The following is a 20,884-nucleotide window of genomic DNA, read 5'->3' as shown; positions in this document are numbered from 1 at the left end:
CCGCCGGGTACGACACGGCGTTACTGAACGAACTTCAGCCAGCGGTCCTTGGCGGCAATACCGGCCGGCGACGCCCACCATTCTTCGGAGAGCAACGCCTGCTTGGCGGCGTTATCCGGCGTGCTGGGGAGCTCCTTGGCGCGTTCCGCGCTGATCTTGCCGGTGCTGAACGCCGCCGGGTTGCCCGGGCCGTAGTCGATGTGCAGCGGCAGGTTGGCTTGCAGGTCCGGGGACATGGCCTCGTTAATGAATTGCAGGGCGGTGGCGTAGTTCGGGGCGTTTTTCAGCACGCACAACTGGGTGTTCTGCAACAGTCCGTCGTTGTAGGTGAACTCGACCTCTGGCTTGTCCTTGCGCACCGCGCTGGCGCGACCGTTCCAGATCATCAGCATGTCCACTTCGCCGTCGCTGAGCAGCTGCGCCGACTGCCCGCCGGAACTCCACCACACGGCAATGTCCGGCTTGATCTGTTCCAGGCGCTTGTAGGCCCGGTCCACGTCCAAGGGGTAGAGTTTTTCCCGGGGCACGCCGTCGGACAGCAGTGCCGCTTCCAGGGTGCCCATGGGGTCGTTGCGCAAGGCGCGCACGCCAGGGAAGTCTTTGACGTTCCAGAAGTCGGCCCAGCTCTGGGGCACTTTTTTCAGGGCCTTGGTGTTGTAGGCCAGCACCGAGGAGTAGAACTCGTAGGCCACCGAGTACGGGGTGCGATAAGCCTCGGGCATGCTCTGCACGTTCGGCAGCTTGCTCAGGTCCAGGGGTTCGATCAGCCCTTCGCGACCGCCGCGCAGGCAGTTCGAAGGCGGGGTGTCGATCACGTCCCACAGCGGTTTGCCGGCCTCGCCCTGGGCTTTGACCATGGGCCAGGCATCGGGAACGCTGTCTTGTTTGATGGTGATATTGAGGCGTTTAGCGGCGGGGTCGAGGATGGCCTTGGTCTGCGCCTCCTGATACGTGCCGCCCTGGGAAACAAAGGTGATCTGCGCCGCCAGCGCCGGCAATGCGGCCCCGGCGGTCAGGCACATCACGGAGAAAACTGAACCGAGCGACAAGACTTTCATGGCAATCATCCTATTAAGTCATTTGATTCGGCAGACTCAAAAAATGCGACTGAACACCTAGGAACCTTGTGGCGGCTTCGGTCTGTTTTTTGTTTTTACCGAGCGGGCCCAACCGACGTTACAAGAGTGCGCCGTGCCGGACAACTCACCAATAGTCAGGACAAGCATAGCTTCAGGTTATGTATAAACACCCACTGCCTTGATCGGTCATGGATGCACCGCATAGGGCAGGCGTTTTGCCAGCTGCTGGGCCAGGTACTGGCTGAACACCGAGATGCGCTGGGGAATATGACGGCGGTGCTGGTACACCGCGAAGATGTCCGCCCGCGGTGCCTGGTGATCCAGCAATAACGCGCGCAGACGCCCATCCTCCAAGTATTGCTGGACATCCCAGCGGGATCGCAGAATCAGCCCGTGCCCCTCCAGGGCCAGGCTCAAGGCCACTTCACCGTCATTGCTGGACAGGGTGCCGCTGACTTTATGGGCGTACTCGCGGCCGTCCTTGTGGAAGCGCCAGATCGCGTAATCCCCGGAAAACTGCCGCAGCACGATGCAGTTGTGCTGGGCCAGGTCGGCTACCACTTTGGGCTCAGGCATGTTTTCAAGGTATCCAGGTGCTGCACATAATAGCCGCGGATTTTCCAGCAGGCGCACGCTGATCAAGCGAGAATCCGGCGGTTCGCCCATGCACACCGCAATGTCGAACTGGTCGTCCAGCAGGGCCAGGGGCTGGCTGCTCAGCTCCAGGGAAATCTCCAGTTGCGGGTGCAAGCGGGCGAAGCTGGAGACGATGGGCGCCAGGTGGCGGCGACCAAAACCCAGGGTGCCATTGATCCGCAGCCGCCCGTGCAAGGTCGGCTGGCGCTGGTTCAGGGCGCTCTCCAACTCCTCCAGTTGCCGCAGGATCGGCCGACCGCCTTCCAGGTACAGCGCACCCTCCGGGGTCAGGGCCAGCTTGCGCGTGGTGCGTTGCAGCAACTGCACCCCCAGGCGCTGTTCCAACTGGCTCAGGCGCTTGCTTACCGCCGGCAGCGACAGGCCCAGGTGGCGCGCCACTTCAGTGAGGCTGGCGCGGCTGGCCACCTGTTGGAAGAAACTCAAGTCGTCGATGGTGCTCATAAATTCTTTCCAAAAATCTAAGAATGGCTTTCGTTTCAGGCTAATTATTTATTCCGCGTTCATACATACACTCAGTGCCGCTACCCAACAATCCCTGGAGTCGAACCATGAGCAAGTCCAGCTACAAAATCGCCGTGATCCCCGGTGACGGCATCGGCAAGGAAGTGATGCCCGAAGGCGTGCGTGTACTCGATGCGGTGGCCCGCCGCCACGACCTGGAACTGCAGTGGGACTGGTTCGACTTCGCCAGTGCCGATTACTACCTGGCCCACGGCAAGATGATACCCGACGACTGGTTCGAAATTCTCAAGGGGTACGACGCCATCTACTTCGGCGCGGTGGGCTGGCCCGACGTGGTGCCGGACCACATCTCGCTGTGGGATTCGCTGTTGCAGTTCCGCCGCGAATTCGACCAGTACGTCAACCTGCGCCCCTGCCGGCTGATGCCCGGGGTCAAGGCACCGCTGGCCAACCGTAAGCCCGGCGACATCGATTTCTGGGTGGTGCGCGAGAACACCGAAGGCGAGTATTCCAGTGTCGGCGGCAAGATGTTCCCCGGCACCGAGCGCGAGATCGTGCTACAGGAAACCGTGATGACCCGGGTCGGTGTCGACCGTATTCTCAAGTTCGCCTACGACCTGGCCCAGAGCCGTCCGAAGAAGCACCTGACCTCGGCCACCAAGTCCAACGGCATCGCGATCACCATGCCTTACTGGGATGAGCGCGTGGTGGAGATGGGCAAGCGCTACCCCGAGGTCAAGGTGGACAAGTACCACATCGATATCCTCACCGCGAACTTCGTCCTGCACCCGGACTGGTTCGACGTGGTGGTGGCCAGCAACCTGTTCGGCGACATCCTTTCCGACCTCGGTCCGGCCTGCACCGGCACCATCGGCATCGCTCCTTCGGCCAACATCAACCCGGAGCGCAACTTCCCCAGCCTGTTCGAACCGGTGCACGGTTCGGCCCCGGACATTGCCGGCAAAGGCATCGCCAACCCCATCGGGCAGATCTGGTGTGGGGCGATGATGCTCGAACACCTGGGCCACCCCGAAGCCGGCGCCGCCGTGGTCAAGGCCATCGAAGCCGTGCTCGAACAAGGTCCGGACGTGGCGCCGCTGACCGCCGACATCGGTGGCAAAGGCACCACCGAAGCCTTGGGCAAGGCCATCGCCGCCCTCTGCTGAGCCCCGGGTGGCCGCCCATTCGGGCGGCTGCTGCGGCCAGTGGAATAAAATTCAAAAGCTGCCGTCGCCGCGCAGCGATTCAAAAGAATCTACTGCCGGCGCTGGGATAGGCTGAGCACAGTCCTTCAGGCGGAGCCTCTCATGGTCCTTCTCTACAAAGCCGATTCCGAGCGTGGCCATCAGTGGCAGGCGTTGTTCGCCGAGCACGCCCCGGACATCGAAGTCAGGCTCTGGCCGGACGTCGGCAACCCCGCGGACATCCGTTATTTGATGGCCTGGCAGCCGCCGGAAAACCTGCGGGACTTCCCCAACCTCGAAGTGGTGTTCGCCACCTCGGCGGGGGTCGATCAGTTCGACCTGCGGCAGTTGCCCGAGCAGGTGCCGGTGGTGCGCATGCAAGACCCGGGCATTGTCCAGGGGATTGTCGAATACGCCTGCATGGCGGTGCTCAGCCTGCATCGGCAACTGCCGTTGTACCTGCACCAGCAGCGCCAGGGGCAGTGGCAGGAACAGCCCTGGGTGCCGGCCCGACAACGCCGCGTGGGGGTGATGGGCCTGGGTATGCTGGGCAAGGCGGTGCTACTACACCTGCGGCCGTTCGGCTTCAACCTGCGGGGCTGGTCGCGTTCGCCGCAACAACTGGACGGCGTCGAGTGTTTTGCCGGTGCCGAGCAGTTGCCGGCCTTCCTCAGCCAGTGCGACACCCTGCTCTGCCTGCTGCCCCTGACCGAACACACCCGTGGCCTGCTCAACGCCCGCACCCTGGGCGCGCTGTCCCGGGGCGCGAGCCTGATCAACCTGGGGCGTGGCGCGCACCTGGTGGAGCAGGATCTGCTGCAGGCCCTGGACAGCGGGCAACTGAGCCACGCGATTGTCGATGTGGTGCAAGAAGAACCGGCCCATGAGCAGCACCCATTCTGGCAACACCCGAACATCTGGCTGACCCCGCACATCGGCGCAGTGACCCTGCCCGAATCTGCGTTCGCTCCATTGCTGGACAACCTGCGCCGCCACCAACGGGGCCAGGCCATGTCCGGCGTCATCGAAAAACACCAAGGCTACTGAAGAGGGACCATCCCGACCCTGACGCTCTGCATAACAACAAATCAGCCCGGAACTTCGAATGTCCGGTAGAGCAACCGGCGCGGCGCTGATTCGTTCCCGCCCCGCCGAGCTGACACTGCCCTTAGCACTCCATTGCGGTACTACTTTTTTTGGGAGTTTCACCATGTCGAAAACACTGAAGTTTGTGCTGCTCAGCGGTTGCCTGAGCCTGGCCGTGGGCCAGGCCATGGCCAAGGACCTGACCGTGATTTCCTACGGCGGCGCGAGCAAGGACGCCCAAGTGGCGGGCTTCTACAAACCCTTCGAAAAAGCCACCGGGACCAAGATCATCGCCGGCGAATGGAACGGTGAGATGGCCAAGGTCAAGGCCATGGTCGACACCAAGAGCGTCAACTGGGACGTGCTCGACATCGAAGACAACGACCTCAGCCGTGGTTGCGACGATGGCCTGTTCGAGAAGATCGACATGAGCCGCATCGGGCCGGTGGAAGACTTTATCGACGGCACCGTGCAGACCTGCGGCGTGGGGATTTTCGTCTGGTCCAACGTCCTGGCCTACAACACCGAGAAGCTCAAGACCGCGCCCCAGGGCTGGAAAGATTTCTGGGACGTGAAGAAATTCCCCGGCAAGCGCAGCCTGCGCAAATCCGCCCGCGGCGCCCTGGAATTCGCCCTGATGGCCGACGGCGTGGCGCCCAAGGACGTGTACAAGGAACTGTCCACCGACACCGGCGTGAGCCGCGCCTTCGCCAAGCTCGACGAACTCAAGCCCTACATCCAGTGGTGGGAAGCCGGCGCCCAGCCGCCGCAATACCTGATCTCCGGCGACGTAGTCATGAGCTCGGCCTACAACGGCCGGATCTATGCCGCCAAGCAATCCGGCGCACCGCTGAAAATCGTCTGGGACGGCAACCTCTACCAGTTCGATGAGTGGGCCATTCCCAAGGGCACGCCGAACCTGGACGAGGCCTACAAGTTCATCAAGTTCGCCATGCAGCCGGCGCAGCAGAAAATCTACACCGAGCACATGGCGTACGGCCCGTCGAACAAAGGCACCATCAGCCTGCTGAGCCCGGAACTGGCCGCCGACCTGCCGACTGCGCCGCAGAACATGCAGAACGCCTTGCAGATGGACGTGGACTTCTGGACCGAGCACGGCGAGAGCCTGGAGCAACGTTTTATCGCTTGGTCGAGCAAGTAACTTCCGGCAATAGAAGCGGGCGGGCACTGAGGATGGCCCTATCCTCAGTGCCCGCCTCAGGCCTGCCACAACCACCGAATAATGTCGCCTCACGCAAGTCGCATAATCTCGTTACTACGCAATCCTGTATGCATCCACACAACGGCGATTGCCTGAACCATCGTCAGTGGGTAGTGAATCTCCGACAGTAAATCCTTGCGCTCTAGGTGCAGACTCACCCGAATAAGCTTTAGCGAGCTTGAATCGTCAATGACACGAGGATTGACACCGGAGTTGAACGCCACGGATGGGGGCGTCGCAAGATGATGCAGGGGGCTGAATTTCAAACGCCCCCCAGTCCATAGTTCGAAATCAATACGCCTGAGCAATACGCTGAGGCGCACCGCACGACCGAGAATGGGCAAATCACGAACGACTCGCTCGTAATACTCATGGGTGGTTTGACCAAGGCTTTCTGTACCCACCACAGAACGGGAATCAGGTGGAATGGGGAGTCAGATCGATCTGTAGCGCGTCACCATCAGGCTTGATCGTGACAACAGAAAAGCCCTCCCAAAAAGGAAGATAAGTATTAACATCGCGCATAAGAACGCCGGTTTGTTGGATGTGCTAGCTCGTATAAACATCATCAATCAAATCGGCGTTCTTGTTTCTGTGTTTCCTGGAGCTCAATGAAGAACAAAAAAAAGCGATTCATCAGACCTCAGATTTCTTACGGAATAATTCGACCTCTAACTTGATTCTGCTCCCAGATCCATATGGGCCAGCATCATGCCAACTACCGTCTTTCGCTGCTTACTACTCTCGCTGGCTATCGTCGATGGCAGCAGCTATGCCGCATCTGGTCATGAGCGCGAACAACTCAGCCTAGTCCAGCAGCAACTCGACACTATAGAGCGCCTTGCAACGCGAGCTAAGACAGCCAGCACGACTGAACCCGACGACCGATATCGATTCGACTACACCCGCTTAATCCGGGACATCCAGCGCATTCGTCAAAGCGTTCAGGGCTATCTCTCCCCCTCCCGCGCTCAACCCCGCGATCCCGGTGAACTGCTCGGTGATTACCGCCTCGACACTCCGTCCCCGGAGTCTTCGCCATGAGCATGACTGAAGCTCAGAGCTCAGCTTTCCACAACGCCTCCGGCTTCTCGGCACAGAGCAGTTCGACGCTCTGGCTTTCCCTGGTTCTCGTCCTGGCTTTGCTGTGGTGTGCCTGGGTGATGTGGACGGCTTACCGGGGATGGGCGACAGGCAGTGTGCGCTTCGGTGCGTTTGGCGGCAGCGCCGCGCGCGTGCTGCTCACCTTGTTGGTTTTGATGTTCTTCACCCTTTCCTAATCCAGGAGATCGCCGTCATGTTCGAGTGCCTTGTCCCCCTGAAAAACAACCTGCGTGATCGTGCAAGCCAGCGCTTGATCGGCCTGCTGTTGGTACTCGGTCCAAGCCTGGCTTTTGCCGAGCTCCCCACTATGGAAGCCCCTTCGCGCGGCGAAGGCTCCGGGTTGATCGAGACGATCAAAAACTACGCCTACGACGGCGGCATCCTGCTCGGTCTGCTGATCGCTCTGCTCGCTTTTCTCGGCGTGGCTTGGCATTCGCTGACGGTGTATGCCGACGTGCAGAACCAGCGCAAAACTTGGAAAGACCTCGGCGCGGTGGTCGGTATAGGAGCCCTGTTGGTGGTGATCATCATCTGGTTCCTGACCAAGGCCGCCGCGATTCTGTGAGGTTGGCATGAACGACACCATCGAACTCCTTGCCGACGGCACCTTGGTCTTTCTGCCGGAACGACTCAATCGAGATCCTGCCGTATTGCGCGGTTTGACCAATGATGAGATGTGGGTAGCGCTCGGCACCGGCGCCGTCATTGGCCTGCTGCTGGGTGTTCCTCTGGCGATCGCCACTGCCTCCATTGCCGTGGCGCCAACCGGCATGATCGCGGGCATGGCGCTGGTGTTATTTGCCGGTGGCACGCTACTGCGTCGGGCCAAACGGGCGCGCCCCGAGACCTGGTTGTACCGCAAGCTCGAATGGGTCCTGGCCAGCCGTTGTCACCTGGGTCGCGGCAGTTTGATCCTCCACTCCGGCGCCTGGACGGTTCGCCGTTCTCGTCGACTGCGCCCCGCCCTATCCCGGTGGCAGCCATGAGCCGCTTTCGGAACAAGGTAGATGCGCAACAGGCCCATATCTTCAGCCTCCGTCTGGCGGTAATGATCCTCGCCCTGGTCTGTGCCGGACTCTGGTATGGCTGGCGCTCGACACCGACCGATCTGACCGTGCATGTCCCACCGGATCTGCGCTCGGGCAGCACGCGCAAGTGGTGGGATATCCCCTCAGAGAATGTCTATGCCTTTGCCCTGTACATCTTCGGTCAGCTCAACCGCTGGCCCTCGGATGGCGAGCAGGACTATCGCCGCGCCATCTATGGCTTGCAGTCGTACCTGACACCCGCCTGCAAGGCCTTCCTCGATGGCGACTACGAGTACCGCAAGGCCGCCGGCGAACTGCGCCAGCGGGTGCGTGGCGTCTACGAAATTCTGGGGCGAGGATACAGCGAAGATCCGGAACTCAGGGTCAAGCAACTCGACCGCGACAGCTGGCTGGTCAAGCTCGACCTCAACGCCGATGAGTATTACGCCGCCGAACCGGTGAAACGGGTGGTGGTGCGTTATCCATTGCGCGTGGTGCGTTTTGATCTGGACCCCGAACGCAATAAGTGGGGGCTGGCACTGGATTGTTATCAGGGCACTCCGCAAAAAATCGCCCTGCCTGGAGGTGAGCCATGAAGCGGATTTCTACCCTGGGACTCACCGTCGCACTGATGCTATCGGGAGCTGCAACGCAGGCCGTCGAACTGATGCACTGGGAACGCCTCCCCCTCGCGGTCCCACTGGTGATCAATCAGGAGCGGGTGGTCTTTGTCGATGAGGCTGTTCGAGTCGGCGTGCCCTCAACCCTGACGGGCAAGCTGCGCGTGCAATCAACCGGTGGCACGCTGTACCTGCGCGCGTCGGAAGCCATTGCCCCGACCCGACTGCAACTGCAATCGGTCACGACGGGCGAGATCATCCTCCTGGATATCGCGGCCACTCCTGGCGATCAACCGCTGGAGCCCGTGCGTATTCTCAAGAATGCTCAGGTGCAAGCTCCCGAGGCTGAGTCCAGCACCGCCTCTGTTCCAGAACGTACACCGACCCCGGTCGCTTTGACGCGCTACGCCGCGCAAAGCCTGTACGCGCCTCTGCGCACCGTGGAGTCCCTGCCCGGTGTACGCCGCGTCCCGCTCAAGCTGCGCACCGAACTGCCGACCCTGCTGCCCACCGAAAACGTGTCCAGTACGCCTATCGCCGCCTGGCGACTCGGTGATTACTGGGTGACGGCGGTGAAGTTACGCAACCGTGGTTCAGCGACGGTGCAACTCGATCCGCGCTGGCTTCAGGCCAAGCTGTTCGCCGCGGCCTTCCAGCATGCTTTCCTCGGGCCTGTCGGCAGCGCTGAAGACACCACGATTGCCTACCTCGTCACCCGCGGTGCCGGCCTCGAACACGCCGTGTTGCTTCCGCCCGTTGCGCGAGGTGCTGACGATGAAGGCTAACGCATTGCTCAAATGGCTAGTACCGGCTGCGCTGCTGGCCGTGGTGTTGATCATCCTGAAAAGCTGGGTCGCGGGCGGCAGCACACCATCTCCAGAGAACCCGGCTGATCAGGGCAATCTTCAGTTATCCACCGAGCAAGCCAAGTCGCTCGGCATTGCGGGCGATACCCCGCGTGACACGGTCGCCACCCTGGTCGGCCAGGTGAAGGCCATGCGCAGCGACATGCTCGGTTTGAAGAAACACAACGATTCACTGCAGACGGAGAACAACCGCCTGCGCGAGCGGGAAAACAGCGTCGATTCGCGTATCCAGACGGCACTTGGCAGCGTAACCCAGCAGGTCGACGAAGGACGCCGCCAAGCCAACGAGGCCCGACTCAAAGCAGAACAAGACAGTCGTCAGGCTCGCGGTCTGCTGACGCAATTGCAGGACCAGTTGTCGGGGCTGACCAGCAAAGGCAAGGATATGCCAATCGGATTGGGGCTTGAGCCGGGCGACGGTGCTCAGTTCGACGGGCAGCATTCTGCCAATGATGCGATGCAGTGGATTGAGCCCTCGGATGCTCCGCCCACCGATGCCCGAGGCAAAACCACGACCTCCTCCGCACTGAGTCTGCCGACTGCCTTCAACTCACTGGAAGGCTTGAAAGATAACGCCATTGATCGCAGCCAGAAACAGCTACGTGCAGCCACCCAGGGTGAACGTGACCTGACGCGATCCGCTGATCGTACCGAAGGCGCGAAGCCGATCTACACCATTCCCGAAAACGCGACATTGATGGGCTCGGTCGCCATGACCGCGCTGATCGGCCGAGTCCCGGTGGATGGCACAGTGAATGATCCCTATCCCTTCAAGGTGCTGGTCGGTCCGGAGAATCTGACTGCCAACGGCATCGACCTGCCGGACGTCGCAGGTGCCGTGATGAGTGGCACGGCGTCCGGGGACTGGACCCTGTCCTGCGTACGCGGACAGGTCGAGTCAATCACCTTTGTGTTTACCGATGGCACCATCCGCACGGTGCCTCAGCCGAAGGCGGTAGCCAGCCGCACTGCCTCCACCACCCAGAGCTCGAACACCGACAAGATCCGTGGCGGACTCGGTTACCTGTCCGACCCGTATGGCATCCCGTGCATCGCCGGCGAGCGCCGCTCGAACGCCCAGCAGTACCTCGGCAGCCAGAGTCTGATCACTGCGGCCGGTGCGGGTGTCGCCGCCTTGCTCGGGGATGAGCAGAACAACAACAGCGTGATCAGTTCGGGCGGCAGTGCCTTCGGGGTCACCAACAGCACGGGCAACAGCGCGCTGAATTCAATTCTCAGTGGTGGGGTCAGCGATATCCGCGAGTGGGTCAACAAGCTCTATGGCGAGGCCTTTGCTGCCGTGTACGTGCCACCGGCCGCACAGGTCGCGCTGCACCTCGACCATGAGATCACCATCGACTACGAGCCCAAGGGCCGGAGCGTTCGCCATGAAAAAGACCATGCCTCTCTGCCTGACCTGGATTAGCGTGCTCTGCTGGGTTCTGGCGGGGTGTTCCACCGACAAGGACACGCTGCTGCCCCATGGCGAGCAAACCATGCTGGACATCTGGAACGGCGCCGGTTCGCAAGGCACTCAGCAGCAACTGCTGGATGCTCGGCAGCAGTTACGCCGCCCGTTGGCTCAAGCAGATTTCTCCGTTGCTCTCCAGGAACCGTACACTCGCACAGCAACGAACGAGATCCGCAATCTGTTCCCTCGCTTGCCCAATCCCGATCTAGTGCTGTACGTGTATCCGCATTTGAGTGGTACCGAGCAGGCACCAGTCCCGGGTTACTCGACAGTCTTTCCGTTTTACCAACGTGTGCAGTACGCATTGCCGGGTGAACGTCAGGAAGACTTGTAGTGCGTAGCGGCGACTCGGGCAACCGCACTCCCGCGTGGAAAGCTTGGCGCAACCCGTCGCGCCCGCGCGCGACCTTGGCCGATGAAACCGCACTGTATGCGCACAATCCCAGCTTCACCGATCATCTGCCTTGGGTCGAATACCTCGACACCGAGCAGTGTTTTCTACTGGATGACAATCGCTCGGTGGGTGCGGTGTTCGAGTTACTGCCCATCGGCACCGAAGGGCGCGAACCCGATTGGTTGAGGGCGGCCCGCGATGCCCTCGAGGATGCCCTGCAGGATAGCTTTGACGAGTTGGATCAAGCGCCTTGGGTGGCGCAGTTTTTCTGCCAGGACGACAACGATTTCACCCCCTATCTCACCCGACTCACCGACTATATCCGGGACAGCGCGCGAGGCACGGTCTTCACCCAGGCATATTTGGAGCTCAGCCGCCGTCATCTGAAGGCCATCACCAAGCCCGGTGGTCTGTTTGAGGATAGAGTGGTGACGCGCCTGCCGTGGCGCGGAAACAACCGCCGGGTGCGCCTGGTGGTCTATCGCTGGCTTGAGTCTAACGCTGAGGAGACGGGACTCAACCCGGTGCAATCCCTGCATCAGGCTTGCGAACGTATCCGTGCTTCGTTGCAGGCTTGCGGGGTGCAATCGACGCGAGTCGATGGCCGAGGTCTGTATGCCTGGTTATTGCCCTGGTTCAATCCGGCACCCAGGCTCACCGATGAGGCGCCCGAGGAGTTCTACCGCCGCGTGGCCTATCCGGAGTCGGGCGACGGTGAGTCGCTGGCACTGCCCTTCGACCACGACTTTGCCGAGCGACTGTTCTTCAACGAACCGCGTTCGGATGTGCAGCACGGGCTCTGGTTTTTCGATGATCAGCCCCACCGGGTGATGGTGGTGGACAAACTGCGACGGGCACCGTCGATTGGTCAACTCACCGGAGAAACCCGCAAGGGCGACGCAGTGAATGCCCTGTTCGACCAGCTACCCGAAGGCACGGTGATGAGTCTGACCTTGGTGGTGAAACCGCAGGACGTGCTCGAGGACCAACTGAACCGCCTGGCGCGCAAAGCCATCGGTGAAAACCTGGCCTCGACCCAGACCCGCCAAGATGTTGAAGAGGCTCGTGCGATCATCGGTCGCCAGCACAAGCTGTACCGCGGCACACTGGCGTTCTACGTGCGCGGTCACGATGAACAGCAATTGCACCAGCGCTCGGTCAGCCTTGCCAACACGCTGCTGGGTGCGGGGCTACAACCGGTACGCGAAGGCGATGAAGTCGCCGCCTGCAACAGCTACCTGCGTTGGTTGCCGATGGCTTACAACCCGGCCCGCGACACGCGTAACTGGTACACCCGCCTGATGTTCGCCCAGCACCTGGCGAACCTGGTTCCGGTGTGGGGCCGCAGCACCGGCACCGGCCACCCGGGCATCACCCTGTTCAATCGTGGTGGCTCGCCGTTGAGTTTTGATCCGTTGTCACGCCTGGACCGGGCCATGAACGGTCATCTGCTGTTGTTCGGCCCCACCGGCGCCGGTAAGTCGGCCACCCTGGTCACCCTACTGATGCAGGTCATGGCGGTGTACCGCCCTCGCCTGTTTATCGTCGAGGCCGGCAACTCATTCGGTTTGCAGGGCGACTACTTCGCGACACAGGGCTTGTCGGTCAACAAGGTCCAATTGAAACCTGGCGCCTCGGTCAGTCTCGCGCCCTTTGTCGATGCTTGGCGCCTGGTCGAGCAGCCGGATCAGGTGGCGAGTCTGTCGATCGACGAGTGGGACGATGAGGTGGTAACCAGTCGCGAAGACCAGCGCGATGTTCTTGGCGAATTGGAAATCACCGCTCGGCTGATGATCACCGGCGGCGAGGCCAAGGAAGAAGCCCGCCTGAGCCGAGCGGATCGCAGCCTGATTCGCGAGTGCATTCTGAATGCGGCACAGACCTGTGTCGCGTCGGGTCGTCAGGTACTGACCCACGACGTGCGCAACGCCTTGCTGCGCGTCGCCGCTGACCCGCACTTGCCGGAGAAGCGTCGTGAGCGTGCCCAGGAAATGGGCGAGTCCATCGACCTGTTTTGCCAGGGTTTCGAGGGCGAACTTTTTGATCGCGAGGGCACGCCTTGGCCCGAGAGCGATGTGACCATTGTCGATCTCGCCACTTACGCTCGCGAAGGCTATGAGGCACAGATGTCCATCAGCTACATCAGCCTGATGAACACCGTGAACAACCTTGCCGAACGCGACCAGTACCTGGGCCGACCGATCATCATGGTCACCGACGAGGGCCATATCATCACCAAAAACCCGCTGCTGGCGCCATTCGTGGTCAAGGGGACGAAGATGTGGCGCAAGCTCGGCGCTTGGTTCTGGATGGCGACGCAAAACCTTGCTGACTTCCCCACTGCTGCGCAGACCATGCTCAACATGATCGAATGGTGGATTTGTTTGAATATGCCACCGGCGGAGATTGAAGAAATCGCTCGCTTCAAGAAGCTTTCACCGGCGCAGAAAGCCTTGTTGCTCTCCGCCAGCAAAGAGCCGGGCAAATACACCGAAGGAGTGGTGCTATCGAAAAAGCTCGAAACACTGTTTCGAGCCGTACCGCCCAGCCTCTATCTCGCCCTGGCCATGACGGAGCCCGAGGAAAAAGCCGAGCGCTGGACACTGATGCAGGAGAACGGCTGCTCAGAGTTGGAAGCGGCTTACCGGGTAGCTGAACGGATTAATAGAGCGCGAGGAATAGAGCCAATATAAGGGAGGTGCGGCGCCCCGGGCTTTGGTCAATCCGGCAGCTAGCCGTTGGACACCTTTTCAACGTAGGCATCCATGAACCAGTCAGGGACCTCATCAACCTTGAATTCAAGGTCAGTCCCATCCGTAACTTCGGCAAGCAGCACCAGGTCGGCACCGGAGTTATCGAAGATGTAGGCCCGGTTCGAAGCTGCAATAGCCGCAGGTAGCAGGCTCAGGCAACGGCCATAGCGCTGGACAATTTTTTCTGTGGGAACTGGGTGCCCACCTGCCGCGACACGGTTCCTGACCCTGTTGATATTGATATCAGGGTCTTCAGTTGCCACAAAGTAGAGGTAGGTTCGGTATCCCCACTCTCTTGCTTTGAGCATAAAAGCGATTTTGTCGTCGCTAGACATCACCGTTTCGAAGGTGAAAGACAGCTGGACTTCGAGGAGCTTGTTCCGAATGAAGTCAGAGAGCACGGAGGCAAAATAAGAGTTCATCGCTACCGTCTGGAAATTCAGGCCGTTGCTGCTAAAGCCTATTTTGGCCGCCTCCTCATCGAGCCCGGCGGACCTGACCAGCCGATGCGCCCTAATGAAAGCGAGGACCTCATCACACTCAGCCACCAGTTGAAAATCACTGAACTCCAGACGACCGCTCTCTTTGGCAGCCTTCTCGATTTCATCCGGGTTAATGTAGATACCGATCAGGTGGGAAGGGATGGCACTTTTCATCGTGCTCTTACCGGAGCCGTTGGGTCCAGCAAAGACCCTCAACCGAGGGACAGTCATGAGCAGCGGCGCACCTTGATTACGCCACCCTGCGTCACTTTGTGCTTGGGCTTGGCCACCCGAATGACTTTGTGCTTACCGTCAGCAGTCGTTTCAACAAGCATGCCGTTCATGACTTCCATCACACTGCGGCCGGCAGCCAGGGCGTTGATATAGGCGGTATTGATGGCGCCTTCAGCCATGACCGGGATCTTATCCTCCAGTCGGCTCACCAGATCGTCACTCAACACTCGTTTGGCTTTCATATCGCGCTCCACGTTCTCAGAGCGTGCAGAATCTGCACTTAATCAGAATCTTAGCTACGTAAACCTGTTTGTAACAGGACGAAAGCTACCTCTGTCAGCCCCCATTCTAGAGGAATGGCGTCTGGAACCATACCTTTCAAGAGATTTTCACGCTCAATGCATGACCGGCGACATTTGAAGCAAGTGCCGCCCTTGGTGCCGCACCCAAATAAGGGAAGCGCTATCTCCTACCAAGTGTTTCAGCCGTGGACAAAAACGTAATAAGCGACTACCGCTCTTAAACTGCAATCGGTTGGTCTGCGCCGTTGTGGCCAGATTGAGTGCAAACGGGCGATCAAGACGATGCAATCGCCTATGACCAACAGGATTACTGTGACGCGCTCCGAAGCCGTTGCTGAATCCTCAACAGAAAACCGGCCTCGAAGGCATCTTGGCAGTCACCGACAGGAAAGGTCTTGCGGGTTTGCGCCAGTTCCCACCACAGTGGAATCTCGCCGGGCGTATCAAGCCAAGCCTGAGCACATTGGACGCCACGTTCGATCATCGACGCAAACTCGTTGCCCCAAGGTGTCTGAAGACTTGGGCAACCATCCGCCGCAGGAATTGAAATGTAGTTTTCGTCCATACACACCCTAGATTTCTGATTTTATTGTTAGACGCTGGACCCAGCCTCGAAATCTTAACGACACCAAATGAACGCTTGATAACAGGCATAAGCCTCAAATGGCGTAGATCAATACCAATGTAGACTATATCCCGTGGATTGAGAGTCCCTCAAGGCGCAATTTGCGCGCATGACTCAAGACTACGAACAGCTTCGTCTGCAGCTGGCGGAAAACATCCGCTGGATGCGACGCGTGAAAAACCTTACCCAAGAGCAGCTCGCGCTCATGGCCGAGGTGGATCGCACCTACGTCAGTCAAATCGAACGATGCACGGGCAATCCGTCGCTGTTGGTCCTGTGCAAGCTCGCCAATATTTTCGAAATTACCGCAGATCAGTTACTTGTGGAACCCGATATCCTGCGCAGCTCCCTTCACGTCAAATAATAGTCTCACGTCTCACAAACCCGATACATCCGCCTTCATAATTTCCACTGACAGTCTTCAGTTCCTAAGCGAACCTGCCCAGGCCATACACTGAGAGCCTGGAAAATGCCTGTTGCCTGCTCGTCAATCCCGCCCACAAAGCTACGGCCCTTGGCGCTGAGTATCCTGCTGGCGTGCGGCCCAAGCGTGGCGCTGGAAACCGGCAGCATCACGTCCTCCGTGCTTTCGCCAAGCTGTCTCGAATACAGGGTCGTCGGTATTTGTTTCTGGCTGCTCTGCACACCCTTCGGCTGCACAGTCAAAACCTCGACCAAGGTTCGTCATTTCATTCCTGAACTGGTGGTCTCGAGCTACGCCACCACCGGCAATAACCCTTGGACCGAGATGGCCACCCTCTCCTCGCCCATCAGCGGTGCGGAAGGTGGCGGCAACCTGATCACCCCGAACACCCACCGCGACAACCTGCCCCGCTTTAAGAACGTCGATGGTATCGGCCACCCCGGTGGCTGGATCGCAACGCAACTGGCTTCGCAATCCGGCTATGCCTGCGCCAGCGGTGCAACTGCATTCATGCCTTACTACCTGAGTACCCTGGACTCACTGGCCTGGCGCCATGGCATCCCGGAAAGTTTCTACCCCGAGTCGCTCGTGCCGGGGACCCGTGAAATTGGTCGTCAGGCCTCGGGAAACATGTGGGGCAACGTTTATCCCCGTCAGGGCTTTCTGGTGCAGCCCGACGACTTCAAAGCCGCCGCAGTCATGGCGCAACGGGCCGGCGATGTGATGACCCGCAGCTGGCAGCCGCATGTGTATGTACCGCTCACACCCATACCACGCGACGGCTACTGGCCGCCTGGCCCGATCGTCGAAAACGACGCCTCAACCCACAAATGGCAGTTGCTCTACCCCCAGGTTCAGCCCACGTGCGCCATCTTCCCCAGCGATCCGGTCCAGAGCACGGATGGCGGCTACGCCTGGTCGTTGTGGCGCCCCTATAGCTGCTGCAAGCGTGAGGGGCAGACCTTCCTGTTCAGCATCGACTTCGAAGGAGGTGCTTCATGAGTCGGTTTCTCGTACGATCCTGGTTGGGCATGATAAGTCTGTTGCTCTGTGGACTGCTCGCCATGGCCACGCATGCCCACGCCGCCGAAGGCGATTACCGCCTGGGCACTCAAGGCGAAGTGCTCGATGACCGAGTGATGTACACCATTGGTGGCGGCTCGGCAGTCGGCTCACCGAGTTCGCTCTACCGACCCAGTGGTCTCGGTGTCGGCGGGTCATGGCGAGCGAACATGATGTGCGGAAACATGAGCCTCACCAACACCCTACAAAACCAACTGAACGGCGTCACCGAAGGTTTCCAGCAGATCATGGGCAGCATCGTGCAGAACGCGACCCAAGCGGTGATGTCGCTGCCGGCGTTGATCATCCAGCGCGCCAACCCAGGCCTCTATGAGTTGCTCAGTAACGGGGTGATGCAGGGGCGCATCGACTTCGACCGCTCCAAGCTGACCTGCCAGGCCATGGCCGAAAAGATGGCGGACAAGGTCGGTCAAGCCGGTTGGGGCGAGCTGGCCAAGAACCAAGAAATGCAGGGCAATCTGGAGCAGACCGGCGGTGATGCGGTGGCGGCGGTGAAAAACACCGAGACCCGTAACGGCAACAATGGAGTGTCCTGGGTCGGCGGTTCGAAGGCAGGAGGCAATGGGCAGACACCCATTCGAGTGACCGCCGACGTGGTGCGCGCGGGCTATAACCTGCTGCATAACCGGTCGGTGGATGATACTGCCTCGATCAGCAGCAGTGATTGCCTGGGTGGGGCTATTTGCCAGGCCTGGACTTCGCCCCAGGAGGAATCCGAATGGGCCGTTCGCGTGCTGGGCGAGAGCGAGGTCGCGACCTGCGACAGCTGCGAAACCCTTCGAGCTACCGCTGGCAGCGGATTGACGCCGCTGATTCAGGCGGCCTACAGCGAACGTCTCAAGGCCCTGCAAGGGCTGCTGTCCGGCTCACTGTCACCTACCCCTGACAATCTGGCTAAAGCCTCGAGCCCAATGCTGCCGGTGACCCGTGGCGTGATCGAAGCCTTGCGCGACGATCCCGACCAGGATCTGCTGGCGCGACGCCTAGCCAGCGAGACGGCCCTGTCCAGCGTACTCGATAAGGCACTGCTGCTACTGCGCACGCTACTGGCGGGCAGTCACGAACCGAACATCGCCTCCGCCGAACCAGCGCAGACCGCCTTGACGAAAAACATCGACACCCTGGAGCGAGAAATTCGCCTGCTGCAAACCGAGCTGCAGATACGGCAGATGCTGACCACCAATACCGCCAGCCTAGTGCTCGACCGGCATGCCGGTGGTGCCGATGCTTCGCGTACCGTCGAGCAAGGCGACCCCGAGCCCGGTCGACTCAATGATGCTGACGCCAGGCGCAAGTGAGCCATGAAACGCTCACCGCTATTCACTTTGCTTGCGAGTCTGGGGATTGCCTCGGTGATGATCCTGAGCGCCGCATTAGTTACATGGATCGGCCGAACTGCGCTGGGTAGTTTCGAGGCCTGGCAGCAGGCATTCGAATCCGTACGGCCCTATCTGCGGTGGTGGCGCGCCCTGCTCTACGCCGCCCTCTTTGCGCTCTGGTGGGATCTGCTTCGGCGCTACCGCCACCGACCACAGGATCGACTGCGCGTGAAACGCATCGGAGCATTAGGGCTCGTACTCTTTACCTGCGTCGAACTCACCCGACTGTGAGGTCACCACCATGCTCATGAGCACCAACAGCTACCTGGAGTTTTACCTCTCTCTCCTGGCCTGGATCATCAACAACGGCCTCTGGAGCGTCCTGTCCGACACCGGGCTGTTCGCCGCGCCCTTTGGTGCAATCATCCTGCAAGAATGGCTATCGGCCCGCCAGCAAGGCGCAGATGAAGGCAACAAGGGGCTGCTCTCGGTACCGCGGATCGAGAACCGGTTGTGGCTGGCCTACATCGTCGTGTTGTTTGGCTGCGCGCCGGTCTTTCCGTTGAGCCTCTCGTCAATGACGTTCGATGATGTGGCGAGCCAGCGCTGCGGCGTGAGTGTGGCCCAACCGGCGGAAACCGCCTGGGGGACGACCTTCAATACTATCGGCGAACGCTCCGCCAACGTACCGATCTGGTGGTTTCTGGTGCATGCCTTGAGCAAAGGTGTGACCGCGGCGGCCACCGCCTCCATTCCTTGCGCGCCGGATATCCGCCAGATGCGCATGGAGATCGACAGTTCACGCATCGACAGTCAGGTCCTGCTGCAGGAAGTCGCCGATTTCACTCGCGACTGTTATGGCTATTCTCGCTCCCGGCTGTTCACCAACCGCCCGCAGTTGGACAAGGCACAAAGTCACGACGCAGCGTGGATCGGTTCAAGCTATTTTCTCGACACGCCCGGCTACTACGACACGGATCGTTCACGCACTCCGCGAGTCAGCTGGCCGTATGACGACAACCGCGATGTTTCCTTACCGCGGCTGGAGAATGGCGCGGGCTACCCCACCTGCAAGCAGTGGTGGAGTGATAGCGGTGTTGGCTTGCGCGAGCGCTTGATCCAGCAGGTCGATCCCTCGCTGCTGACTCAGCTGAAAGGTTGGTTAACTGGTCGTTCGAGCAACGAGATCGAGGATGCCACCCTGCGTGAGCTGGTCAGCCCGCGCCAGCAATCGATGTCCATGTCGCCCGGACAGGTGTACCAAGACTATGGCTCCAGCGCCCGCGGCGGATCGATCAATCAGGGGCTCAATAACCTCGCCACCAATACCGGATTGGCACTCGGCTCCTTCAGCAACTTCCCGGCAATGAATGCGCTACGAGCCACCCTGCCGATGGTGCAGGCTTTCCTGATCATGGGCATCGTCATCAGCTTGCCGCTGATCTTGCTGGTCAGTACCTACCAGTTGAAGACCGTCATGACGGTGACGTTCGCGCTGTTCACGCTGCACATGTTGAGCTTCTGGTGGGAGTTAGCACGCTGGATCGACTCCAGCATGCTCGACACCTTGTACAACCAAGTTTCGACTTCCAATCAAGTGCTGTTATCGCTCCCCACATCAGGCTTCATGGATGGGACCGTCACGGCACAGGTGATCGAGTATGTGATGGGGGCGATGTTCATCGTACTACCGATGCTGTTTCTAGGGGCCATGAGCTGGGCAGGATATTCAGTCGGCAACGGGATTCAAGGCATGTTGGCGAACGGTAGCAAAGCAGCAAGTGACTCAGCGAGCAAAGGTACGGATCAAATATTGGGTGCTGCTAAGCGCTCAATTAGATGACTTGCTGTCGCCTACATAATGCCCGTTGTCGTCGAAGTCACCGATATAGAGGTCAGCACCTAGATAGTCTGGCCCTGGATTTTTCTCTTGTTGATCCGCACCAATAAAAGCCCTGAACCATAGCAAAGTAATGACAGCCAGCATCATCACAATGAAAGTAACCAGCCAAGCACTGACAAAGAGCAATCCTCCGATCAATGCCAGTTTGGCAATCAGAAAGCTTCCACGAACAAGTAATGTATCTGCAGGCATACCTGCTGACACCGCACGCTCAGCCACGCGGCACTCAAACGCTTTCACCTTGCGATACCCGCGCTTTATCGACATGCCACAGGTATATGCCCAGCGGTGGGCGCGGGAAACCTGAACACGGTTCTGAGTCGGCATGGCCTCACCCTCTTCTGAGCGTTTTCATGGTTGAGACAGGAGTAACAGCCTACTACTGAAAACTGTCCGTGCCTGACCGTTTATCAGTTTGCCCAGCCGAAAAATCTTCATTGGAAGGCAGAAGACAAGCCCCGCAAAACAGCTTCTCTGCTGTGATTGACCCATATAAATCGTCCAGCTAAATACTAGGTACGGATCGCTGTTACCGACAGCACCCTGCCCAGATAGTCAGGACCTACAAGACTATGTCACCTCGGTG

23 protein-coding genes and 1 pseudogene are annotated in these 20,884 nt (G+C 59.8%); 17 read left to right on the top strand and 7 right to left on the bottom strand.

Annotated elements, in window-relative coordinates; genetic code table 11:
• Window positions 1-20 precede the first annotated feature (20 nt).
• Together BMY54_RS11460 and BMY54_RS11455 are read right to left on the bottom strand one after the other, a co-directional pair.
• Complete coding sequence (locus tag BMY54_RS11460) at window positions 21-1,058, bottom strand: ABC transporter substrate-binding protein (RefSeq protein WP_218189344.1); 1,038 nt, start codon at window positions 1,056-1,058, stop codon at window positions 21-23.
• Between the two features lie 207 nt (window positions 1,059-1,265).
• Window positions 1,266-2,177, bottom strand: coding sequence for a LysR substrate-binding domain-containing protein (locus tag BMY54_RS11455; protein WP_093432258.1), 912 nt, complete (start codon window positions 2,175-2,177; stop codon window positions 1,266-1,268).
• Between the two features lie 107 nt (window positions 2,178-2,284).
• Here BMY54_RS11455 and BMY54_RS11450 point away from each other — a divergent pair, with 107 nt between their 5' ends.
• The 3 genes from BMY54_RS11450 to BMY54_RS11440 all read left to right on the top strand — a co-directional run bounded on the left by BMY54_RS11450 (window position 2,285) and on the right by BMY54_RS11440 (window position 5,630).
• Window positions 2,285-3,364 (top strand): tartrate dehydrogenase, encoded by a 1,080-nt coding sequence (locus BMY54_RS11450; RefSeq protein WP_093432255.1) that lies wholly within the window; start codon window positions 2,285-2,287, stop codon window positions 3,362-3,364.
• 141 nt (window positions 3,365-3,505) lie between these two features.
• Complete coding sequence (locus tag BMY54_RS11445) at window positions 3,506-4,429, top strand: 2-hydroxyacid dehydrogenase (protein ID WP_093432253.1); 924 nt, start codon at window positions 3,506-3,508, stop codon at window positions 4,427-4,429.
• 163 nt (window positions 4,430-4,592) lie between these two features.
• Window positions 4,593-5,630, top strand: coding sequence for an ABC transporter substrate-binding protein (locus tag BMY54_RS11440; RefSeq protein WP_093432251.1), 1,038 nt, complete (start codon window positions 4,593-4,595; stop codon window positions 5,628-5,630).
• Window positions 5,631-5,722: 92 nt separating this feature from the next.
• On the opposite strand, the pseudogene BMY54_RS30855 reads toward BMY54_RS11440, so the two are convergent.
• A pseudogene (locus BMY54_RS30855) lies at window positions 5,723-5,995 on the bottom strand (integrase); the annotation flags it as partial.
• Window positions 5,996-6,401: 406 nt separating this feature from the next.
• Between BMY54_RS30855 and BMY54_RS11430 the strand changes: the two are divergent.
• The 9 genes from BMY54_RS11430 to BMY54_RS11390 are packed head-to-tail and all read left to right on the top strand — an operon-like array spanning window position 6,402 to window position 13,866.
• Window positions 6,402-6,734 carry an integrative conjugative element protein, RAQPRD family gene (locus tag BMY54_RS11430; RefSeq protein ID WP_093432248.1) on the top strand — a complete coding sequence of 111 codons (333 nt, stop codon included), beginning with the start codon at window positions 6,402-6,404 and terminating at the stop codon, window positions 6,732-6,734.
• Window positions 6,731-6,970, top strand: coding sequence for a TIGR03758 family integrating conjugative element protein (locus BMY54_RS11425; RefSeq protein WP_093432246.1), 240 nt, complete (start codon window positions 6,731-6,733; stop codon window positions 6,968-6,970). Before BMY54_RS11430 ends, BMY54_RS11425 begins: the two co-directional genes overlap by 4 nt.
• 17 nt (window positions 6,971-6,987) lie before the next feature.
• Window positions 6,988-7,359: a TIGR03745 family integrating conjugative element membrane protein gene (locus BMY54_RS11420; protein ID WP_093432244.1), complete on the top strand. Its 372-nt coding sequence runs from the start codon at window positions 6,988-6,990 to the stop codon at window positions 7,357-7,359.
• Between the two features lie 7 nt (window positions 7,360-7,366).
• On the top strand, window positions 7,367-7,780 hold the full coding sequence (locus BMY54_RS11415; protein ID WP_093432242.1) for a TIGR03750 family conjugal transfer protein: 414 nt from the start codon (window positions 7,367-7,369) through the stop codon (window positions 7,778-7,780).
• Window positions 7,777-8,418: a PFL_4703 family integrating conjugative element protein gene (locus BMY54_RS11410; RefSeq protein ID WP_093432240.1), complete on the top strand. Its 642-nt coding sequence runs from the start codon at window positions 7,777-7,779 to the stop codon at window positions 8,416-8,418. The genes BMY54_RS11415 and BMY54_RS11410 overlap by 4 nt, the downstream gene beginning before the upstream one ends.
• Window positions 8,415-9,227 carry a TIGR03749 family integrating conjugative element protein gene (locus BMY54_RS11405; protein WP_093432237.1) on the top strand — a complete coding sequence of 271 codons (813 nt, stop codon included), beginning with the start codon at window positions 8,415-8,417 and terminating at the stop codon, window positions 9,225-9,227. Before BMY54_RS11410 ends, BMY54_RS11405 begins: the two co-directional genes overlap by 4 nt.
• Complete coding sequence (locus tag BMY54_RS11400) at window positions 9,217-10,734, top strand: TIGR03752 family integrating conjugative element protein (protein ID WP_093432235.1); 1,518 nt, start codon at window positions 9,217-9,219, stop codon at window positions 10,732-10,734. The genes BMY54_RS11405 and BMY54_RS11400 overlap by 11 nt, the downstream gene beginning before the upstream one ends.
• The gene (locus BMY54_RS11395) at window positions 10,697-11,113 is read left to right on the top strand and encodes a TIGR03751 family conjugal transfer lipoprotein (protein WP_093432233.1); all 417 of its coding nucleotides are present in this window, start codon (window positions 10,697-10,699) and stop codon (window positions 11,111-11,113) included. Before BMY54_RS11400 ends, BMY54_RS11395 begins: the two co-directional genes overlap by 38 nt.
• Window positions 11,113-13,866: a conjugative transfer ATPase gene (locus BMY54_RS11390; protein WP_093432230.1), complete on the top strand. Its 2,754-nt coding sequence runs from the start codon at window positions 11,113-11,115 to the stop codon at window positions 13,864-13,866. Before BMY54_RS11395 ends, BMY54_RS11390 begins: the two co-directional genes overlap by 1 nt.
• Window positions 13,867-13,904: 38 nt before the next feature.
• On the opposite strand, the gene BMY54_RS11385 is transcribed toward BMY54_RS11390, so the two are convergent.
• From BMY54_RS11385 to BMY54_RS11375, 3 genes are all read right to left on the bottom strand, one after another.
• Window positions 13,905-14,639, bottom strand: coding sequence for an ATPase (locus tag BMY54_RS11385; protein ID WP_093432228.1), 735 nt, complete (start codon window positions 14,637-14,639; stop codon window positions 13,905-13,907).
• The gene (locus BMY54_RS11380) at window positions 14,636-14,884 is read right to left on the bottom strand and encodes a hypothetical protein (protein ID WP_093432225.1); all 249 of its coding nucleotides are present in this window, start codon (window positions 14,882-14,884) and stop codon (window positions 14,636-14,638) included. Before BMY54_RS11380 ends, BMY54_RS11385 begins: the two co-directional genes overlap by 4 nt.
• A gap of 367 nt (window positions 14,885-15,251) precedes the next feature.
• Window positions 15,252-15,509 carry a LasR-specific antiactivator QslA gene (locus BMY54_RS11375; RefSeq protein ID WP_093432222.1) on the bottom strand — a complete coding sequence of 86 codons (258 nt, stop codon included), beginning with the start codon at window positions 15,507-15,509 and terminating at the stop codon, window positions 15,252-15,254.
• Window positions 15,510-15,678: 169 nt separating this feature from the next.
• Between BMY54_RS11375 and BMY54_RS11370 the strand changes: the two genes are divergently transcribed.
• The 5 genes from BMY54_RS11370 to BMY54_RS11350 all read left to right on the top strand — a co-directional run bounded on the left by BMY54_RS11370 (window position 15,679) and on the right by BMY54_RS11350 (window position 20,238).
• Window positions 15,679-15,933 carry a helix-turn-helix domain-containing protein gene (locus BMY54_RS11370; protein WP_093432220.1) on the top strand — a complete coding sequence of 85 codons (255 nt, stop codon included), beginning with the start codon at window positions 15,679-15,681 and terminating at the stop codon, window positions 15,931-15,933.
• 105 nt (window positions 15,934-16,038) lie between these two features.
• Entirely contained in the window at window positions 16,039-16,995 is a 957-nt protein-coding gene (locus BMY54_RS11365; RefSeq protein WP_093432217.1) for a TIGR03756 family integrating conjugative element protein, read from the top strand.
• Window positions 16,992-18,374: an integrating conjugative element protein gene (locus BMY54_RS11360; RefSeq protein ID WP_093432214.1), complete on the top strand. Its 1,383-nt coding sequence runs from the start codon at window positions 16,992-16,994 to the stop codon at window positions 18,372-18,374. The genes BMY54_RS11365 and BMY54_RS11360 overlap by 4 nt, the downstream gene beginning before the upstream one ends.
• Before the next feature lie 3 nt (window positions 18,375-18,377).
• Window positions 18,378-18,686, top strand: a complete 309-nt coding sequence (locus BMY54_RS11355) for a hypothetical protein (RefSeq protein ID WP_093432210.1) — start codon at window positions 18,378-18,380, stop codon at window positions 18,684-18,686.
• Between the two features lie 10 nt (window positions 18,687-18,696).
• A complete protein-coding gene (locus BMY54_RS11350; protein WP_093432207.1) occupies window positions 18,697-20,238 on the top strand; it encodes a conjugal transfer protein TraG N-terminal domain-containing protein in 1,542 nt (513 codons plus the stop codon).
• Here BMY54_RS11350 and BMY54_RS11345 read toward each other — a convergent pair.
• A complete protein-coding gene (locus tag BMY54_RS11345) occupies window positions 20,227-20,625 on the bottom strand; it encodes a DUF3742 family protein (protein ID WP_093432204.1) in 399 nt (132 codons plus the stop codon). The genes BMY54_RS11350 and BMY54_RS11345 overlap by 12 nt on opposite strands.
• Window positions 20,626-20,884: the final 259 nt, after the last annotated feature.

It is taken from the genome of Pseudomonas sp. ok266 (genome assembly GCF_900110195.1).
In the GTDB taxonomy this organism is placed as follows: Bacteria; Pseudomonadota; Gammaproteobacteria; order Pseudomonadales; family Pseudomonadaceae; genus Aquipseudomonas; species Aquipseudomonas neuropathica.
The sequence above is the reverse complement of the archived record's forward strand: the minus strand, read 5'-3'. Positions and strand labels throughout refer to the sequence as shown.